16 protein-coding genes are annotated in these 15228 nt (G+C 70.5%); 8 read left to right on the plus strand and 8 right to left on the minus strand.

Annotated features, from left to right (window positions below):
• Positions 1-38 precede the first annotated feature (38 nt).
• From JOE59_RS09540 to JOE59_RS09550, 3 genes are read left to right on the plus strand one after another with little or no spacing between them, the layout of a single operon-like run.
• Positions 39-1196 (plus strand): sensor histidine kinase, encoded by a 1158-nt coding sequence (locus tag JOE59_RS09540; protein ID WP_204460091.1) that lies wholly within the window; start codon positions 39-41, stop codon positions 1194-1196.
• Positions 1193-2455: a hypothetical protein gene (locus JOE59_RS09545; RefSeq protein WP_204460093.1), complete on the plus strand. Its 1263-nt coding sequence runs from the start codon at positions 1193-1195 to the stop codon at positions 2453-2455. The genes JOE59_RS09540 and JOE59_RS09545 overlap by 4 nt, the downstream gene beginning before the upstream one ends.
• Positions 2455-3105: a response regulator transcription factor gene (locus tag JOE59_RS09550; protein ID WP_056014193.1), complete on the plus strand. Its 651-nt coding sequence runs from the start codon at positions 2455-2457 to the stop codon at positions 3103-3105. The genes JOE59_RS09545 and JOE59_RS09550 overlap by 1 nt, the downstream gene beginning before the upstream one ends.
• Positions 3106-3139: 34 nt before the next feature.
• On the opposite strand, the gene JOE59_RS09555 is transcribed toward JOE59_RS09550, so the two are convergent.
• Together JOE59_RS09555 and JOE59_RS09560 are read right to left on the minus strand one after the other, a co-directional pair.
• On the minus strand, positions 3140-4414 hold the full coding sequence (locus tag JOE59_RS09555) for an MFS transporter (RefSeq protein WP_204460095.1): 1275 nt from the start codon (positions 4412-4414) through the stop codon (positions 3140-3142).
• Between the two features lie 57 nt (positions 4415-4471).
• On the minus strand, positions 4472-4789 hold the full coding sequence (locus tag JOE59_RS09560; RefSeq protein ID WP_204460096.1) for a thiamine-binding protein: 318 nt from the start codon (positions 4787-4789) through the stop codon (positions 4472-4474).
• Positions 4790-4852: 63 nt separating this feature from the next.
• On the opposite strand from JOE59_RS09560, the gene JOE59_RS09565 reads away from it, so the two are divergent.
• Positions 4853-5227 carry a hypothetical protein gene (locus JOE59_RS09565; RefSeq protein WP_204460097.1) on the plus strand — a complete coding sequence of 125 codons (375 nt, stop codon included), beginning with the start codon at positions 4853-4855 and terminating at the stop codon, positions 5225-5227.
• A 25-nt stretch (positions 5228-5252) separates the two neighbouring features.
• Here JOE59_RS09565 and JOE59_RS09570 read toward each other — a convergent pair whose 3' ends face one another.
• Positions 5253-6554, minus strand: a complete 1302-nt coding sequence (locus tag JOE59_RS09570; RefSeq protein ID WP_204460098.1) for a glycosyltransferase 87 family protein — start codon at positions 6552-6554, stop codon at positions 5253-5255.
• Positions 6555-6648: 94 nt separating this feature from the next.
• Between JOE59_RS09570 and JOE59_RS09575 the strand changes: the two genes are divergently transcribed.
• The 3 genes from JOE59_RS09575 to JOE59_RS09585 all read left to right on the plus strand — a co-directional run bounded on the left by JOE59_RS09575 (position 6649) and on the right by JOE59_RS09585 (position 9226).
• Positions 6649-7476 carry an ABC transporter substrate-binding protein gene (locus JOE59_RS09575; RefSeq protein WP_204460101.1) on the plus strand — a complete coding sequence of 276 codons (828 nt, stop codon included), beginning with the start codon at positions 6649-6651 and terminating at the stop codon, positions 7474-7476.
• 113 nt (positions 7477-7589) lie between these two features.
• A complete protein-coding gene (locus JOE59_RS09580; protein ID WP_307837017.1) occupies positions 7590-8468 on the plus strand; it encodes an amino acid ABC transporter permease in 879 nt (292 codons plus the stop codon).
• Positions 8465-9226, plus strand: coding sequence for an amino acid ABC transporter ATP-binding protein (locus JOE59_RS09585; protein ID WP_204460103.1), 762 nt, complete (start codon positions 8465-8467; stop codon positions 9224-9226). Before JOE59_RS09580 ends, JOE59_RS09585 begins: the two co-directional genes overlap by 4 nt.
• Before the next feature lie 37 nt (positions 9227-9263).
• Here the strand turns inward: JOE59_RS09585 and JOE59_RS09590 are convergent, their stop codons facing one another.
• Positions 9264-10109, minus strand: a complete 846-nt coding sequence (locus tag JOE59_RS09590; protein WP_204460105.1) for an ADP-dependent NAD(P)H-hydrate dehydratase — start codon at positions 10107-10109, stop codon at positions 9264-9266.
• A 23-nt stretch (positions 10110-10132) separates the two neighbouring features.
• Between JOE59_RS09590 and JOE59_RS09595 the strand changes: the two genes are divergently transcribed.
• Complete coding sequence (locus tag JOE59_RS09595; RefSeq protein ID WP_204460107.1) at positions 10133-10771, plus strand: HAD family hydrolase; 639 nt, start codon at positions 10133-10135, stop codon at positions 10769-10771.
• Positions 10772-10795: 24 nt separating this feature from the next.
• On the opposite strand, the gene JOE59_RS09600 is transcribed toward JOE59_RS09595, so the two are convergent.
• The 4 genes from JOE59_RS09600 to guaB1 all read right to left on the minus strand — a co-directional run bounded on the left by JOE59_RS09600 (position 10796) and on the right by guaB1 (position 15202).
• Positions 10796-11170, minus strand: coding sequence for a VOC family protein (locus tag JOE59_RS09600; protein ID WP_204460110.1), 375 nt, complete (start codon positions 11168-11170; stop codon positions 10796-10798).
• Positions 11171-11263: 93 nt separating this feature from the next.
• Positions 11264-12301 (minus strand): hemolysin family protein, encoded by a 1038-nt coding sequence (locus JOE59_RS09605; protein ID WP_204460112.1) that lies wholly within the window; start codon positions 12299-12301, stop codon positions 11264-11266.
• On the minus strand, positions 12298-13626 hold the full coding sequence (locus JOE59_RS09610; RefSeq protein ID WP_204460114.1) for a hemolysin family protein: 1329 nt from the start codon (positions 13624-13626) through the stop codon (positions 12298-12300). Before JOE59_RS09610 ends, JOE59_RS09605 begins: the two co-directional genes overlap by 4 nt.
• A 136-nt stretch (positions 13627-13762) precedes the next feature.
• Positions 13763-15202: a GMP reductase gene (gene guaB1, locus JOE59_RS09615; protein ID WP_204460117.1), complete on the minus strand. Its 1440-nt coding sequence runs from the start codon at positions 15200-15202 to the stop codon at positions 13763-13765.
• Positions 15203-15228: the final 26 nt, after the last annotated feature.

A 15228-nucleotide genomic window follows, 5' to 3' on the forward strand; every position in this document is an offset into this window, starting at 1 on the left:
TGTGATCCCATGGCCGCCGACCATGCCGAGGGGGTGTCATGAAACGCATCCACAAGGAACGCGACCGATTGCTCCGCACGCTCGCAAAGGTCTCCGGACTGAGCGGCGCGGTCGGGTCGTTCCTGTGCCTGCTCGTGCCCGGTGCCTCGACCGGCCTCGAACTCCTGCTCTCGGCGGTGCTCAGCGCCGGCGCCATCGTCTTCATCACGCTGTACTCCGCTCGCGGCGCGATCGCACCCGCCCTGGGGGCGGTCGCCTGCTCGATCGGGCTCATCAGCGTCCTCGGCGCCGCGCCCACGATCGATCCCGCCGCCGCCGCCGCGATGGCCGTCACCGCGTCGGTCACGGCCGCTTCGGTCGCGATCCCGCTCATCGTGCGTCCCGATGGGCCATTCATCGTGCTCGGCCTCGTCGCGGCCGTGCTCATCGCCGTCGGAGTCGTCGCGATCACGGGCCATTCGATGCAGGTCGTGGCCATCAGCACGCTCATGGGCTGGGCGGCCAACGCCACGATCGGCATCTGGCTCGACCGGTCGATCGCCACTGCGTCCGACCGCATCCACGAGGTCGGCCGGGCCCACGAGGCCGAGCGCCTCGCGAGCGAACTCGAATCGCAGCAGCGCCAGGACGCCCGAGTGCTGCACGACACCGTGCTCGCGACGCTGAGCCTGCTCGCCCACTCCGGCGTCGGCGTCGGCGCCGGCGCGCTTCGGCAGCAGGCCGGTGACGACGCGCGTCTGCTCAAGCAACTGCGACTCGGCGCACCCCTCGACCGGGGCTCGACCGCGGTCTTCTCGCCCGAGTCCGACGACGACAGTCTCGGCGTGACCTTCGAGTCGGTGCGCCAGCGGTTCGCCCGCATGGGCCTCGATGTGAACTGGCACGGTGCCGGCCGGCTCGCGCTGCCCCGCGACACTCTCGACGCCCTCCTCGGCGCCCTCGGCGAGTGCCTCGAGAACGTGCGCCGGCATTCCGGAGTCAGTGCGGCGGATGTCACCGTCAGCGACGACGAGCGCACGGTTCGTGCGATGGTCACCGACGCCGGTTCCGGGTTCGAACCGGCCTCGGTCGACGGCGCCAGACTCGGATACTCGGAGTCCGTCGTCGGTCGACTCAGCATGGTCGGCGGTCGGGCCCGGATCTTCTCCTCCCCCGGCTCGGGCACGACCGTGATGCTCGAGGTGCCGAAGCCATGAGCGACGCGCAGATCCCGACGACCACGCTCGGACGCCAGTTCCGGCGGCCGAGCCGGTCGGCACGGGCCGCGGGCGACGTGCGCGAGAGCCACGGAGGCCGGCGTCTGGCCACCGGCATCACGATCGCGTCGGCCTTCATCATCATCGGGCACTTCGCGCATGCCGTGACGCTGGCGCCGCTCTTCCCGCCCGGCCCCGGGCCCTGGGCGGCCTGGCTCGCCCTCGCCGGCGTCGTCGGCATCGGCGTGGTCTCCCGCCTCGTCTCGCGCAACACCCCCCTGCCCGATGTGCTCTACGTCGTGCTGCTCGTCGCGCTCATCGCGCCGGTCTGGCTCGACGTGACCTCGTCGATGGGACTGCTGCACCTCGGGGTCACGCCGACCGCGGCCGCAGCTGCCGGGGCCGTGCTCATGCCCGTGGCCGCGATCCGGGGCACCCGCATCCCGATGCTGGTGGCGAGCATGATCGGCGCGGTCATCGCGGGCTCGGCGCTCCTCCAGGCCGCGACGGCCGGCCAGTACACGATCACGGGGCTCGCCGTCGCGGCGACCACCGTGCTGCCGATGGCCGTCGCCGTGATCGCGATCGGCGGCTTCCGCCGGCTCATCCGCCGCGAGCTCGACCTCTCCCTCGTGCAGAGCACGGTCGCGACCCCCCGCACCGCGGTCGGCATGCGCGCCTCGGAAGAACTCGCACAACTCGACTTCGACGCCGAGTCGCTCCTCGACGACGTCGGTTCCGGGCGCATCGCGATCCCCCTCCCGGCCGAGGCGGCCGAGCGCGCGGGCGACCTCGCCGCACGGCTCCGCGTTCGGCTCATCGAGGGCCGCAACGACACGTGGCTCCGGCATGCCGTCACCGAATCGGCGTACCTCAGCAATCGGGTCACGGTCGACGATCCGGGCGGGCTCGCCGGCGTGCTCTCGCCCGACCAGCGCGACGGACTGCTGCTCGCGCTGTGGTTCCTCGTGGGCGAGCAGTCGAAGGGCACTGCCGAGCTCGCTGCGCACGTCACGTGTCGCGAGCCCGATGCGGCATCCGACCCGCGATCGCCCGATGTGCACCTCTCGATCGACGTCTCAGGTGTCGTTCAACGCCGCGTCGATCCCGCAACTTGGGATGCACTCGGTACAGTCGGTACACACGATGTCGTTGCGGGGCCCGATTCATTCCGGATCGACATCGACTGCCGGGTCGACCCGAACGTCTCGGCAGGCGTTACGGCCGTCCGCGGGGCGGCCCGTCAAAGGGGAATCTGATGACTGAGAGCGCTCCACCGATCCGTCTGGCGATCGTCGACGACCATCGCATGCTGCTGGGGGCGCTCTCCGAGTGGATCCGCACCGCGGCACCCGACATCGAGCTGCTCGCCGCGGTGCCATCGTGGTCCGAGCTCCTCGCCCACCCCGAGTTCCCGGTCGACGTCGTCCTCCTCGATCTCGACCTGCGCGACAACATCCCGATCTCGCTGAAGCTGTCGATGCTGAAGTCAGCCGGCGTGCAGACGATGCTCATGAGCACCTACTCCGAGCCGACCGTCGTTCGCGAGGCCCTCGGTTCGGGGGCTCTGGGTTACCTCGTGAAGTCGGAGCCCGTCGAGACCATCATCGAGGCGATCCGTGCGGCGCGTATCGGCGAGTCGTACCTGACGCCCGAACTCGAACTCGCGCTCACCGCTGAGGGGACGTCGCCGAAGCTCTCGGCGCAGGAGCGCCGCGTGATGGCGCTCTATGGCGCCGGCCAGCCGGTCAAGGCCGTGGCGTTCCAGCTCGGCATCTCCGAGGAGACGGCGAAGAGCTACCTCAAGCGCATCCGTGAGAAGTACCGAGCCGCAGGGTACGACGTGGGCACCAAGGTGGCGCTCCGCAAGCGCGCCATCCTCGACGGCATCCTGCTGCAGTCCGACTGAGTCGCGCGGGAGCCGTCCTCCCTGCTGCGCCCGCTTACAACTCGACGGCGTGCATCGCGCCCGTCGCATACGGCACCGCGACCCCGCGGCGCACGCGCGAACGGTCGAGCGCGAACGACACGACGGCGAGCAAGGCCCCGGCGATGGTGAGCAGGAGCCCGATCCAGATCGGGGCGACGTAGCCGAGTCCGCCGGCGATCGCGATGCCGCCGAGCAGAGCGCCGAGGCTGTTGCCGATGTTCAGTGCGGAGTGGTTCAGCGCTGCGGCGATCGATTGGCTGTCGCGCGCGACATCCATGAGCCTGGCTTGGATGGTCGGCGACAGGGCAGCGGCTGCCGCGCCGACGAGCAGCACGCCCGCGAGCAGGCCGAACGGGTTCGACGCGGTGAAGCCGAGCAGCACGAGTGCACCCGCGAGCACGGCGAAGAAGAGGTACATCGAGCGTCGCACGCTCCAGTCGGCGAGCCGACCGCCCGCGAGGTTTCCGATGGTCATGCCGACGCCGATCGCGATGAGCACGACGGGCACGAGCTCCTCGGGCAGCCCCGTCACCTCGGTGGCGAGCGGGGCGACGTAACTGTAGACCGCGAAGAGCCCGCCGAAGCCGACCGCGCCGATGCCGAGGGCGAACCACACCTGGGCCCGGGTGAACGCCTTCAGCTCGCGCTTCATCGTCGCTCCGGGGTCGCCCGCCTGCCACGGCACCGCGATGAGCACCGCGATGAAGGTGAGGGCGAAGATCGCCGCCACGGCGAGGTAGGCGGTGCGCCACCCGGCGAGTTGGCCGAGCCAGGTGATCGCAGGCACTCCGATGACGTTCGCGATCGTGAGGCCCGAGAGCACGAGGGCGACACCTCGCGCCCGTTTGCCGGAGCCCATGAGGCTCGCGGCGACGAGCGAGGCGATGCCGAAGTAGGCGCCGTGCGGCAGGGCCGAGATGAAGCGGGCGACGAGCACGAGCTCGAAGCTCGGCAGCACGGCCGAGGCGATGGTGCCGAGCGTGAAGGCCGTGAGGAGCGCGAGCAGCAGCCGTTTCCGGGGCCAGCGCGCGGCGGCGGCGGCGATCGTGGGCGCGCCGACGACGACGCCGAGGGCGTACGCCGAGATGATCCAGCCGGCGTTCGCGTTCGCCGCGGCTGTCGACTGCGCTGAGAGCTCGGGCAGCAGGTCGAGGGCGATGTTCGGCAGCAGGCCCATGGCGACGAACTCGGTCGAACCGATGCCGAAGCCGCCGAGGGCGAGCGCGAGGAGCGCGAAACGGATGCGGGCCGGCGACAATGTCGTCGGCCCGTCGTTGGGGAGGGTCACCAGTCGATTCTCGCACAGAAGGTCGAATCGATTCGATGCCGGGTGACCCGCGCCGTCTCAGTCGTCGGCGTCGAGCCCGTCCATCGCCGTCTCGAGTCGCTCGAGCTTGGCCTCGAGCTCGCCGGCGTATCCCGGGCGGATGTCGGCCTTCAGCACGAGCGAGACCCGAGAGCCGTATTCGCCGACGGCCTCGGTCGCGCGGCGCACGACGTCGAAGACCTCGTCCCACTCGCCCTCGATCGTCGTGAACATCGAGTCGGTGCGGTTCGGAAGTCCCGACTCCCGCACGATGCGCACCGCCGCGGCGACGGCGTCGTGCACCGAACCGTCGCTTCTGCCCGTGCCGCTCGGCGCGACTGAGAATGCAACCAGCATGTTCGTCTCCTCGACTTCGATCGCTTATCCTCAAGCCATTGTCGACCAGAGGGAGCCCCGGCCGTGACGACGCGAGACCTGACGCCCGAAGAGCGCGCGATTCTCGAACACCTCACCGATGGAGATTTCGAGGGATCTGCGGCCGCCCGCACCCAGATCAGCACCGCCCGCCACGCGGGCCAGTGGTCGCCCGGCGATCCGAGCTTCCACATCCTGACGGACGGAGTCTGCCCTCGGATGGACGTCGAGGACGGCATCTTCCTGCCCAGCGATCGCCCGGTGCTCACTGAGAGCGGCTCGCCCAATGGAGGCGTCATGCTGTGGGTCCGTAACGGGCGGATCGACGATTTCGAGTACTACTGCTACGACGAAGTCGACCGGAGGCTGCCCACGATCGATCAGATCACGACGTGGGAAGACCCGCGCGTGCTCGGCTGATCACCAGACACTCGCGTGCCATCCGTCAGTGATCCTCGAAGTCGACGGTGCTGCTGACCGTGTCTGCACCGCTGGCAAGCGACCGCGGCGCACGCGGCGACCCGAGCTGCCAGATCGAGCGGATGCCCCAGACGAGCAGCACCACGAGCAGCAGCGACTTGGCCGTCAGCAGGAAGACGAAGGCCGGGTCGGCGATGAGGAGCCACCCGTACCAGTACGGGTAGATGATGTGCGTGATGAGCGCGATCGATGCGGCGACGAACGCCGGCACCGCGAACGGCGCCGGGCGGAAGACGAGTCCGAGGATCACCGGAGCCGCGAGCCACGTGACGAACTGGGGCGAGCCGACCTTGTTCGCCAGCATGAGCACCACGACGAACGACAGCGCGAGCGGCGGCAGCAGGCGCCCGAACGCGGCCCCGCGGCGCACGGCGCGGATGCCGACGAGCACGACGACGAGCACCCCGATCGCCATGAGCGGCGTGGTCAGTGCCGCCGCGGCATCCGCACCGGGCCCATCGATCTGGAAGGTGAGGATCTGGCGGTCGTAGACGATGCGCACCGTCTTCGAGCCCGCGACGATCTGCCAGAGCCAGCCGACCGCGAGCGGCGCCTCGATCTGCAGCCCTCGCCCCGCCTGCTCGGCGATGAAGCCGATCGCGTTCGCGCCCGAACCGGCGAGGAGGCTCACGGCGAGGATGCCGAAGCTGAGCGACAGCGCGACGGTGAACACCTCGAGTCGACGGCGCGCGGCGATCACGAGCGCGGCGACGAGGGCCGCCGGCCAGACCTTGATCCAGGCGCCGATCGTGAGCAGCACGGCGGCGACACGCGGCCGACCGGCCGCCCACAACAGGCCGGTGATCGCGAACGGCACCGTGATCGCGTCGATGCGGCCGAAGGCGATGGGGCCGAGCAGGGCGAGGAAGCCGAGCCACCACCAGGCGGCGATGCGGCGCGGGCGCGAGAGCCTCGCACGGCCGATGAGCACACCGAACGCGATGGCGTTCAGCACGGTCACGATGGCGAGCCAGGTCTGCGCGTACCACGCCGAACCGAGCGCGAGCGCGGCGGCCATCGGCGCGAAGGCGAGGATCGGGTACACCCACGGCGCATCGATGCCCATGCGGAGCCAGCCGTGCGCGGCGTTCTCCGCCCACAGCCGGTAGACGGCCGTCACGTCGCCGAGCGGGTAGCCGGGAGCCGTCAGGTTCAGCACGATGAGCGCGGCGTGCACGATGGCGAAGCCCGTCCAGAGTGCCGCTCGAGTACCGAGGAACCGGCGGATTCGGTGAGCGGATGCCTCGCGCTGCGCCCCGTCCGTCATGGCGACGAGCCTAGCCGAGCGTCACATTCCGCCACGCGCTCCTCCACAGTCGGTGGCATCCGCGATGCTGGAGGCACACCGTATGGAGGCCACCATGACCCGACGCACGCTCACCGCGATCATCATCGCGGCAACCGCGACCCTCGCCCTCGCCGGGTGCTCCGGCGGCTCGGGCGATGCCTCGGGCGGCGACTACGTGACCGAGGGCAAGCTCACGATCGCGACCGGTGAGCCGGCGTACTACCCGTGGGTGCTCGACGACGACCCCGAGTCGGGCGAGGGCTTCGAAGCCGCCGTCGCCTACGCCGTGGCCGACGAGCTCGGCTTCGCGGCCGACGACGTCGTCTGGGTGCGCTCGACCTTCGAGCAGGCCATCGCGCCCGGGCCGAAGGACTTCGACATCAACCTGCAGCAGTTCTCGATCACCGACGAGCGCGAGCAGAACGTCGACTTCTCGTCGCCCTACTACGAGACCACGCAGGTCGTCATCACGGTCGACTCCTCGCCGGCGGCCTCGGCCACCTCGATCGCCGACCTGAAAGACCTCCTCGTCGGAGCGCAGACGGGCACCACGAGCTTCGACGCCGTCGAAGAGGTCATCGCACCGACCGCCGGCGCCCAGGTCTTCAACACCAACGACGACGCCAAGCTCGCCCTGCAGAGCGGCACGGTCGACGCGATCGTCGTCGACCTGCCGACGGCGTTCTACCTCACGGGCGTCGAACTCGACGGCGGCAAGATCATCGGCCAGCTTCCGGCGACCGCCGGTGGCGGCGACGCTTTCGGTCTCGTGCTCGCCAAGGAGTCCCCGCTCACGGCCGACGTCACGGCGGCCGTCGATGCGCTTCGCGAGCGCGGCACCCTCGACGAACTCGCCGCCGAATGGCTGGGCGGCGAGGGCGGCGCGCCCGTCCTCGAGTGAAGCCGGTCCTCCGAGTGACACGGGCGCTCCGAGCGACTCCGGCATTCCCGAGCGGCGTCGGCGTCCGGTCGCCGGATGCCGCGGCATCCCCCGACCGCCGCTAACGTGAATCCGTGACCGACACGACCGACGCCCGCGATTCGGCGCCCGTGTGGCAGCCGAGCGCCATCGAGCTCGAGCGGCGTGCGTTCCGCAGACGGCAGACGGGCCGCTCGGTGCTCGTGAGCGCCCTCTCGACGATCGTGCTAGCCGGTCTGCTCGCATGGGCCCTCATCGGCTCGCCGGGGTGGGCGGAGGTGCAGCAGACCTTCTTCGACCCGACGGTCGCGATCGCATCGCTCCCCCGCATCCTCGAGGGCCTCTGGCTGAACATCCAGGTGCTCGTGGCCGCGAGCATCGGCGTCGTGATCGTCGCCCTGCTGCTGGCCTCGATGCGCACGCTCCGCGGCCCGGTGTTCTTCCCGCTGCGGGCGCTCGCAGCCGGCTACACCGACCTCTTCCGCGGGATGCCGCTCATCATCGTGCTCTACCTCATCGGCTACGGCGTGCCGGGGCTCGACTTCTTCCCTCGCGTGCCCGTCGCGGTCCTCGGCACGATCGCCCTCGTCCTCACCTACTCGGCGTACGTCTCCGAGGTGTTCCGTTCCGGCATCGAGGCCGTGCACCCCTCGCAGCGGCTCGCCGCCCGGTCGCTGGGTCTCAGCCACGGGCAGACCATGCGACGCATCGTGCTGCCGCAGGCGTTCCGCAAGGTGACGCCTGCCCTCATGAACGATTTCGTCGCCATGCAGAAGGACGTCGGCCTCATCTCGGTGCTCGGGGCCGTCGACGCCGTGCGAGCGGCGCAGATCGAGACGGCGCACTACTTCAACTTCACTCCCTACGTCGTGGCGGGCCTTCTCTTCGTGCTGCTCGCCTGGCCGATGATCCGGCTCACCGATTGGCTGTCGGCGCGCATGCGGGCGCGCGAGCAGGTCGGGAGCATCGTATGAACGAGCCATCCGCCTCGGTCGCCGATCCGGTGCTGCGCCTCCGCGGCGTTCGCCGGGCGTTCGGCGACCACGTCGTGCTCGAGGGCATCGACCTCGACGTCTCGGCCCACGAGGTCGTCGCGCTGGTCGGGGCGAGCGGTTCGGGCAAGTCGACGCTCCTCCGCACCATCAACCTCATCGAGCGCGTCGACGACGGCGAGATCTTCCTGCGCGGGCAGGACGTCAGCGACCCGCGCGTCGACGCCGACGGCGTGCGCGCCCGCATCGGGGTCGTCTTCCAGGCCTACAACCTCTTCCCGCACCTCAGTGTGCTCGACAACGTGACGCTCGCCTCACGGCTCGTGCACCGCGTGCCCCGAGCCGAGGCCGAGCGTCGCGGGCTCGAGCTGCTCGCATCGATCGGGCTGGCCGACTTCGCGCGTGCATTCCCCGACCGGCTGTCGGGCGGCCAGCAGCAGCGCGCCGCGATCGTGCGCGCGATCGCGACCGGGCCCGAGCTGCTCCTGCTCGACGAGGTGACGAGCGCCCTCGACCCCGAGCTCGTCGGCGAGGTGCTGGCCCTCGTGCGCTCGCTCGCCGACGGCGGCACCACGATCGTGATGGCCACGCACGAGATGGCGTTCGCACGCGAGGTCGCCGACCGCGTCGTCTTCCTCGACGCCGGCCGGATCATCGAAGACGCCCCCGCGCGGCAGTTCTTCGAGGCGCCGCGCGAAGAGCGCACCCGGGAGTTCCTCGCGAGGTTCCTGGCCGGCTGAGCGGACGTCGCTCCGCCGGGCGGTGCAGCCGAGCGTCTCAGGGCGCGAGCAGTGCGCCGATGACCGGCGGGATCGCCTCGGCGATGTCGAGCGCCGTGATCGGCCCGCCGTCGACCGCGGCCGTCGCACGTCTCGCCGCCTCGCCGTGCACCCACGCGGCCGTCGCCGCGAGCGCGCTCAGCACCCCGGCGTCGGTCGCGAGCTGCTCGTGGTGCGTGGCGACGAGCGCTCCGAGGATGCCGCCGAGCACGTCGCCCGTGCCGGCCGAGGCCAGCCAGTGCGTCGGCGCCGTGACCGTGTATCGCACGCCGTCGGGGTCGCAGACGTGGGTCACCGCGCCCTTCAGCAGCACGGCGACGCCGAGGTCCTTCGCCGCCCTGAGCGCCCACTCGGCCGGGGCGGCACGCACCTGCGCGATGCTCGTGTCGATCTCGCGCGAGGCGAGCAGCGCCGCGAGCTCCCTGGCGTGCGGCGTGATCACCGTTGGTGCCGTGTGCGTGCCGACGAGGTCGAGCGCACCGGCGTCGAGCACGACCGGCAGGCCGGACGCGAGCGACCCCTGCAGGTCGCCGAGCAGCATGAACGAGCGCCGACCCATGTCGATGCCGGAGCCGACCAGCCACGCCTGAACGCGACCGGGCGCGGTGACGGTCTCGGGTCGGCGTGCGAGCACCGCCGTGCGCACCGCACGCGGGCCGGTGTAGCGCACCATGCCGAGGCCGGCACGGTGCGCGGCCTCGACGGCGAGCACCGCTGCGCCCGGGTACTCGGGCGAGCCGGCGACGATGCCGAGCACGCCGCGCGAGTACTTGTCGTCATCGGCGACCGGCGCGACGATCCATTCGGCCGCGTCGGCTGCGGTCCACTCCTGCCATGTGTCCATGCTCCAACGATAGGTTGAGGAGGATGACTCCCACTGTTCCCGCACCGATCAGCCTCGCTCCCCGCGTCGTCGTGTTCGACTACGGCGAGGTCATCTCGCGCGAGCCGACCGCCGCCGACCGTGCCGCCCTCGTCGACCGGGCGGGCGCCACTGCCGACGCCGCGCCGTTCTGGGCGTCGTACTGGGCGCACCGCCTCGGCCTCGACCGCGGCACGACGTCGATCACCGAGTACTGGCAGGCCGTCGCGGCCGACCTCGGCACCGAGTGGACCCCGATCGACGTGCACGAACTCTGGGCGCTCGATCACCGCGGATGGCTCTCGGTCGACCCCGGCACGCTCGGCGTGCTGCACGCCCTCGCCGCGGGCGGCACACGCCTGGCGCTGCTGTCGAACGCCGGCGCGGACTTCTCTGGCTGGCTTCGGCACGGCTCCTTCGCGCCGCTCTTCGAGCGCGTGTTCGTCAGTGGCGAGCTGGGCCTCGTCAAGCCCGATGCCGCGATCTACGAGCACGTCATCGACGAGCTCGGCATCGCGGCATCCGACTTCGTCTTCATCGACAACAAGGCCGAGAACGTCGAGGGCGCGAAGGCGGTCGGCGGCGACGGGCACGTCTTCACGGATGCCGCCTCGCTCGAGTCCTGGCTCCGCGGCCGCGCCTGAGGCTGCGGCGATCCTCCGGCCGGGTCAGGTCCGCTGACCGATGGCGAGGATGTTGCCCTCGCTGTCGGTGAACCACGCCGATCGCTCGCCGCCGAGATCGGCGACGCCGTCGACGGTCTTCAAGCCCGGCATGTCGTAGTCGGCGAACTCGACGCCGCGCGACCGGAGCTCCGACATCGCCGCCTCGAGGTCGTCGGTGTCGATGCCGAACGCGGTGTTCTTCGCGGTGCCGGCGAACTGCGTCTCGTAGACGAGCACGCGCGAACCCCCGATCTCGAAGAGCACCCCGGTCTCGTCGGTCATGACCGGGTCGAGGTCGAAGGTGTCCTTCCAATATCGGACGGCCCGCTCGAGGTCGGATGCCGGAAGAATCGAATAGGCGCGCGCAGACTCAAACATGACGCCACCTCACTTTCGTGACTGCTGCGGAGTTTACGCGCGCCAGCAGGCGGCGGGCAGTCCCCCATACGGGAGACCACCGGCCACCTCGGCTCAGCCGCGTCGGGTGGCGTCCTGCACCTCGCCGACGAGCTCCTCGATGATGTCCTCGAGGAAGATGACGCCCGTCGTCGCGCCCTCCTCGTCGAAGGTGCGCGCCACGTGCGTGCCGAGGCGGCGCATCGTCGACAGGGCGTCTTCGAGGTCGGTGCCCGCGTAGATCGACACGAGGCGACGCACGCGCTTGGCCGGGATCGGGTCGTCGAACTCGTCGTCGTCGAGGTCGATCACGTCCTTCAGGTGCACGTAGCCGTCGGGTTCTCCCGACTCGTCGAGGATCGGGTACCGCGAGAACCCGCGACGGGCCACCGCTCGCTCGACGTCGGCCGGAGTCGCGCCGGGCGGCAGGCTGACGAGCGAATCGAGCGGCACCGCGACATCCTGCACCCGCTTGGTCGTGAACTCGAAGGCGGCGGTCAGTGTGCCGCTCGCGTCGTCGAGCACGCCCTCGCGCCGTGACTGGTGCACGATCGTCTGCACCTCTTCGAGGGTGAAGGTCGAGTTCGCCTCGCTCTTGGGCTCGACGCCGAAGAGCCGCAGCACGCCGTTGGCGGTGGCGTTCAGCGCGACGATGATCGGCTTGAAGATGCGGGCGAGGAAGACGAGCGGCGGCGCGAGCAGCAGCACTGCGCGGTCGGGCACCGAGAACGACAGGTTCTTCGGCACCATCTCGCCGAACACGACGTGCAGGTACGACACGAGCACGAGCGTCACGATGAACGCGATCGTCGAGACGACCTCGGCCGACCAGCCCGTGAGGTGCAGCGGCACCTCGAGCAGGTGATGGATCGCGGGCTCGGAGACGTTCAGGATCAGCAGGGAGCAGATCGTGATGCCGAGCTGGCTCATGGCGAGCATGAGCGTGGCGTGCTCCATCGCCCAGAGCGCGGTCTTGGCGCTGCGCTTGCCCTGCTCGGCGAGCGGCTCGATCTGCGATCGCCGCGCCGAGATGACCGCGAACTCCGCGCCGACGAAGAAGGCGTTGGCGATGAGCAGCACGATCAGCCAGGCGATGCCGGCCCAGTCGCTCATCGTTCTCCCCCGTCGAGGTCGTCGGCTTCGGGCATCGGGTTCGGCACGAACCGCACGCGGTCGATGCGACGCCCGTCGAGGCGTTGCACGACGAGCGTGCCCTCGTCGATGAGCACCTCGTCGCCGACCGCGGGCAGTCGCCCGAGCTCGGCCATGACGAATCCGGCCACGGTCTCGTAGTCTCCGTTCTCTGGCACGCGGATGCCGGTGCGCTCGAGCAGTTCGTCGGGTCGCAGTATTCCGGGGAAGCTCACGTCGTCGCCGCGGCGGACGATGCCCGCCCGCGTGCGGTCGTGCTCGTCGGAGACCTCGCCGACGAGCTCTTCGACGAGGTCTTCGAGGGTGGCGACACCCGCGGTGCCGCCGTACTCGTCGACGACGACGGCCATCTGGTAGCCGCGCCCACGGAGCTCTCCGAGGAGGGTGTCGAGCTTCATCGTCTCGGGCACGCGGAGCGCGTCGGACTGCAGCGCCGACGCCGGAACGTCCGAGCGCTTCTCCCGCGGCACCGCAACGGCCTGTTTGACGTGCACGAGGCCGACGACGTCGTCGAGGTTCTCGTCGTACACCGGGAAGCGCGAGTACCCGGTCGTGCGTGCGAGTTCGAGCACCGCCTCGGCGGGTTCCTGGCGCTGCACGGCGGCGACCCGGGGGCGCGGGGTCATGACGTCGGATGCGTCGTGTTCGGCGAAGCGCAGGGTGCGGCCGAGCAGGGTCGCGGTGTCCTGCTCCAGCATTCCGGCGCTCGCCGAGCGGCGCACGAGCGACGAGAGCTCCTCGGCCGACCGGGCGCCCGAGAGCTCCTCCTTCGGCTCGATGCCGAAGGATCGGAGGATTCCGTTCGCGCTGCCGTTCAACAGCGAGATCGCGGGGCGGAACACCCACGTGAACGCCGTCTGGAACGGCATCACGAGCTTCGCGGTCGCGAGCGGGAGGGCGAGCGCGAAGTTCTTGGGCACGAGCTCGCCGATCACCATCGACAGGAGTGTGGCCACGACGATCGCCGTGATCGTGCCGACGGGGCGCACGAACGCCTCGGGCACGCCGATGGCGGTCAACGGCCCCGAGAGGAGCGACGAGATCGCCGGCTCCATCGTGTAGCCGGTGAGCAGCGTGGTGAGCGTGATGCCGAGCTGCGCGCTCGACAGGTGCGTCGAGGTGATCTTCAGTGCCGAGATGGTGAGCGCGAGCTTCGTCTCACCCCTCGCGCGCCGTGCTTCGAGGTCGGCCCGATCGAGATTGACGAGGGCGAACTCGCTGGCGACGAACAAGCCCGTGCCGATCGTGAGGAGGAGCCCGATGCCGAGGAGGATCCACTCAGACATCGTCACCTCCGCGAGCAGTCACGGGCGGGGGTCTATGACCGGGGGCAGTGGCAGAAGGAGGATCGTCCATTGTCGCCTCAGTATATCGGCGCGTCCCGCCCGATCCCCCAGCTGTAACCGGAGCGTCACACGGGGCTCACCAGCTGACCGGCAGCGCCTTGCCCTCCTCGTATCCCGCGGCGGACTGGATGCCGACGAGGGCACGGTCGCGGAACTCCTCGAGCGTGCGCGCGCCGGCGTACGTGAACGAGCTGCGCACCCCCGAGGTGATCATGTCGAGCAGGTCCTCGATCGAGGGCCGCAGCGGATCGAGCGAGATCGCCGACGAGGAGATGCCCTCGGCGAAGAGCTCCTTGCGCGCGAGCTCGTACGGCGAGAGGCGGTCGAACCGCTCGCGCACGGCCTTCGTCGACGCCATGCCCCAGCTCTCCTTGTAGAGGCGACCGGATGCATCGTGCCGCAGCAGGCCCGGAGCCTCGATCGTGCCCGCGAACCAGGAGCCGATCATGACCGACGCCGCCCCGGCGGCGAGCGCGAGAGCGACGTCGCGCGGGTAGCGGACCCCGCCGTCGGCCCACACGGCGGCGCCGAGCTCGCGCGCGGCCTCCGCCGTCTCGAGCACCGCGGAGAACTGCGGCCGTCCGACCGCCGTCATCATGCGGGTCGTGCACATGGCGCCGGGCCCGACGCCCACCTTCAGCACGTCTGCGCCGGCCTCGACGAGGTCGGCGACCGCGTCGGCGGTCACGATGTTGCCGGCGACGATCGGGATGCCGAGATCGAGGTCGCGCACGATCGACACGGCCCGGAGCATGCCCTCCTGGTGTCCGTGGGCGGTGTCGATGACGAGCATGTCGACCCCCGCGGCGGCGAGCGCCGTCGCCTTCGCGGCGACGTCGCCGTTGATGCCGACCGCGGCGGCGACGCGGAGTCGCCCCTCTGCATCGACGTTCGGTTCGTAGATCGTGCCGCGAAGCGCGCTCCGCCGGCTGAGGGTGCCCACGACGCGCCCGTGCTCGACGACCGGGGCGAACTCGAGGTCGGCCTCGACCATGAGGTCGAATGCCCGGCGCGGCGTCGACACGTCGTCGGCGTCGAGGGAGGCGAGCCCGCCGTGCACGAGGTCGCCGAGGCGGGCGTCGGGCAATGCCGTCGCAAGGCGATCGGCGGGGATGCATCCGACGTACTCGCCTCGGGCGTCGTGCAGCACGATGCCGTGTCCCGCGATCGGCGGCAGCACCTCGAGTGCGTCGGCGGCCGTGGCATCCGGGCTGAAGCCGTGCGGGGTGTCGAAGCGCGGGGACTGCGACTTGACCGAGCGGATCGCCTCATCGAGATCCTGCAGGTGCAGGTCTTGCGGCAGCACCCCGAGCCCGCCGCGGCGGGCGAGGGTCGCGGCCAGTCGCGGACCGGTGATCGAGTTCATGTTCGCCGACACGAGCGGGATGGAGGCACCCGACCCGTCATCGGGTGCGAGGGAGACATCGAGGCGGCTCGTGACGGCGGAACGACTCGGAACGAGGAACACGTCCGAGTAGGTGAGGTCGTGGCTGGGTGTCGTCCGGTAGAACTCCATGCTTGCCACGCTACCGCCGTGCCGTG

Source organism: Agromyces cerinus (assembly GCF_016907835.1).
Taxonomy (GTDB): Bacteria; Actinomycetota; Actinomycetes; order Actinomycetales; family Microbacteriaceae; genus Agromyces; species Agromyces nitratus.

What these genes read in the sequence shown, in the direction of transcription:
- JOE59_RS09540 (WP_204460091.1), top strand. Translation starts at nt 39, where the DNA reads ATGAAACGCATCCACAAGGAACGCGACCGATTGCTCCGCACGCTCGCA.
- JOE59_RS09545 (WP_204460093.1), top strand. Translation starts at nt 1,193, where the DNA reads ATGAGCGACGCGCAGATCCCGACGACCACGCTCGGACGCCAGTTCCGG.
- JOE59_RS09550 (WP_056014193.1), top strand. Translation starts at nt 2,455, where the DNA reads ATGACTGAGAGCGCTCCACCGATCCGTCTGGCGATCGTCGACGACCAT.
- JOE59_RS09560 (WP_204460096.1), bottom strand. Translation starts at nt 4,789, where the DNA reads ATGCTGGTTGCATTCTCAGTCGCGCCGAGCGGCACGGGCAGAAGCGAC.
- JOE59_RS09570 (WP_204460098.1), bottom strand. Translation starts at nt 6,554, where the DNA reads ATGACGGACGGGGCGCAGCGCGAGGCATCCGCTCACCGAATCCGCCGG.
- JOE59_RS09575 (WP_204460101.1), top strand. Translation starts at nt 6,649, where the DNA reads ATGACCCGACGCACGCTCACCGCGATCATCATCGCGGCAACCGCGACC.
- JOE59_RS09585 (WP_204460103.1), top strand. Translation starts at nt 8,465, where the DNA reads ATGAACGAGCCATCCGCCTCGGTCGCCGATCCGGTGCTGCGCCTCCGC.
- JOE59_RS09590 (WP_204460105.1), bottom strand. Translation starts at nt 10,109, where the DNA reads ATGGACACATGGCAGGAGTGGACCGCAGCCGACGCGGCCGAATGGATC.
- JOE59_RS09595 (WP_204460107.1), top strand. Translation starts at nt 10,133, where the DNA reads ATGACTCCCACTGTTCCCGCACCGATCAGCCTCGCTCCCCGCGTCGTC.
- JOE59_RS09600 (WP_204460110.1), bottom strand. Translation starts at nt 11,170, where the DNA reads ATGTTTGAGTCTGCGCGCGCCTATTCGATTCTTCCGGCATCCGACCTC.
- JOE59_RS09605 (WP_204460112.1), bottom strand. Translation starts at nt 12,301, where the DNA reads ATGAGCGACTGGGCCGGCATCGCCTGGCTGATCGTGCTGCTCATCGCC.
- JOE59_RS09610 (WP_204460114.1), bottom strand. Translation starts at nt 13,626, where the DNA reads ATGTCTGAGTGGATCCTCCTCGGCATCGGGCTCCTCCTCACGATCGGC.
- guaB1 (WP_204460117.1), bottom strand. Translation starts at nt 15,202, where the DNA reads ATGGAGTTCTACCGGACGACACCCAGCCACGACCTCACCTACTCGGAC.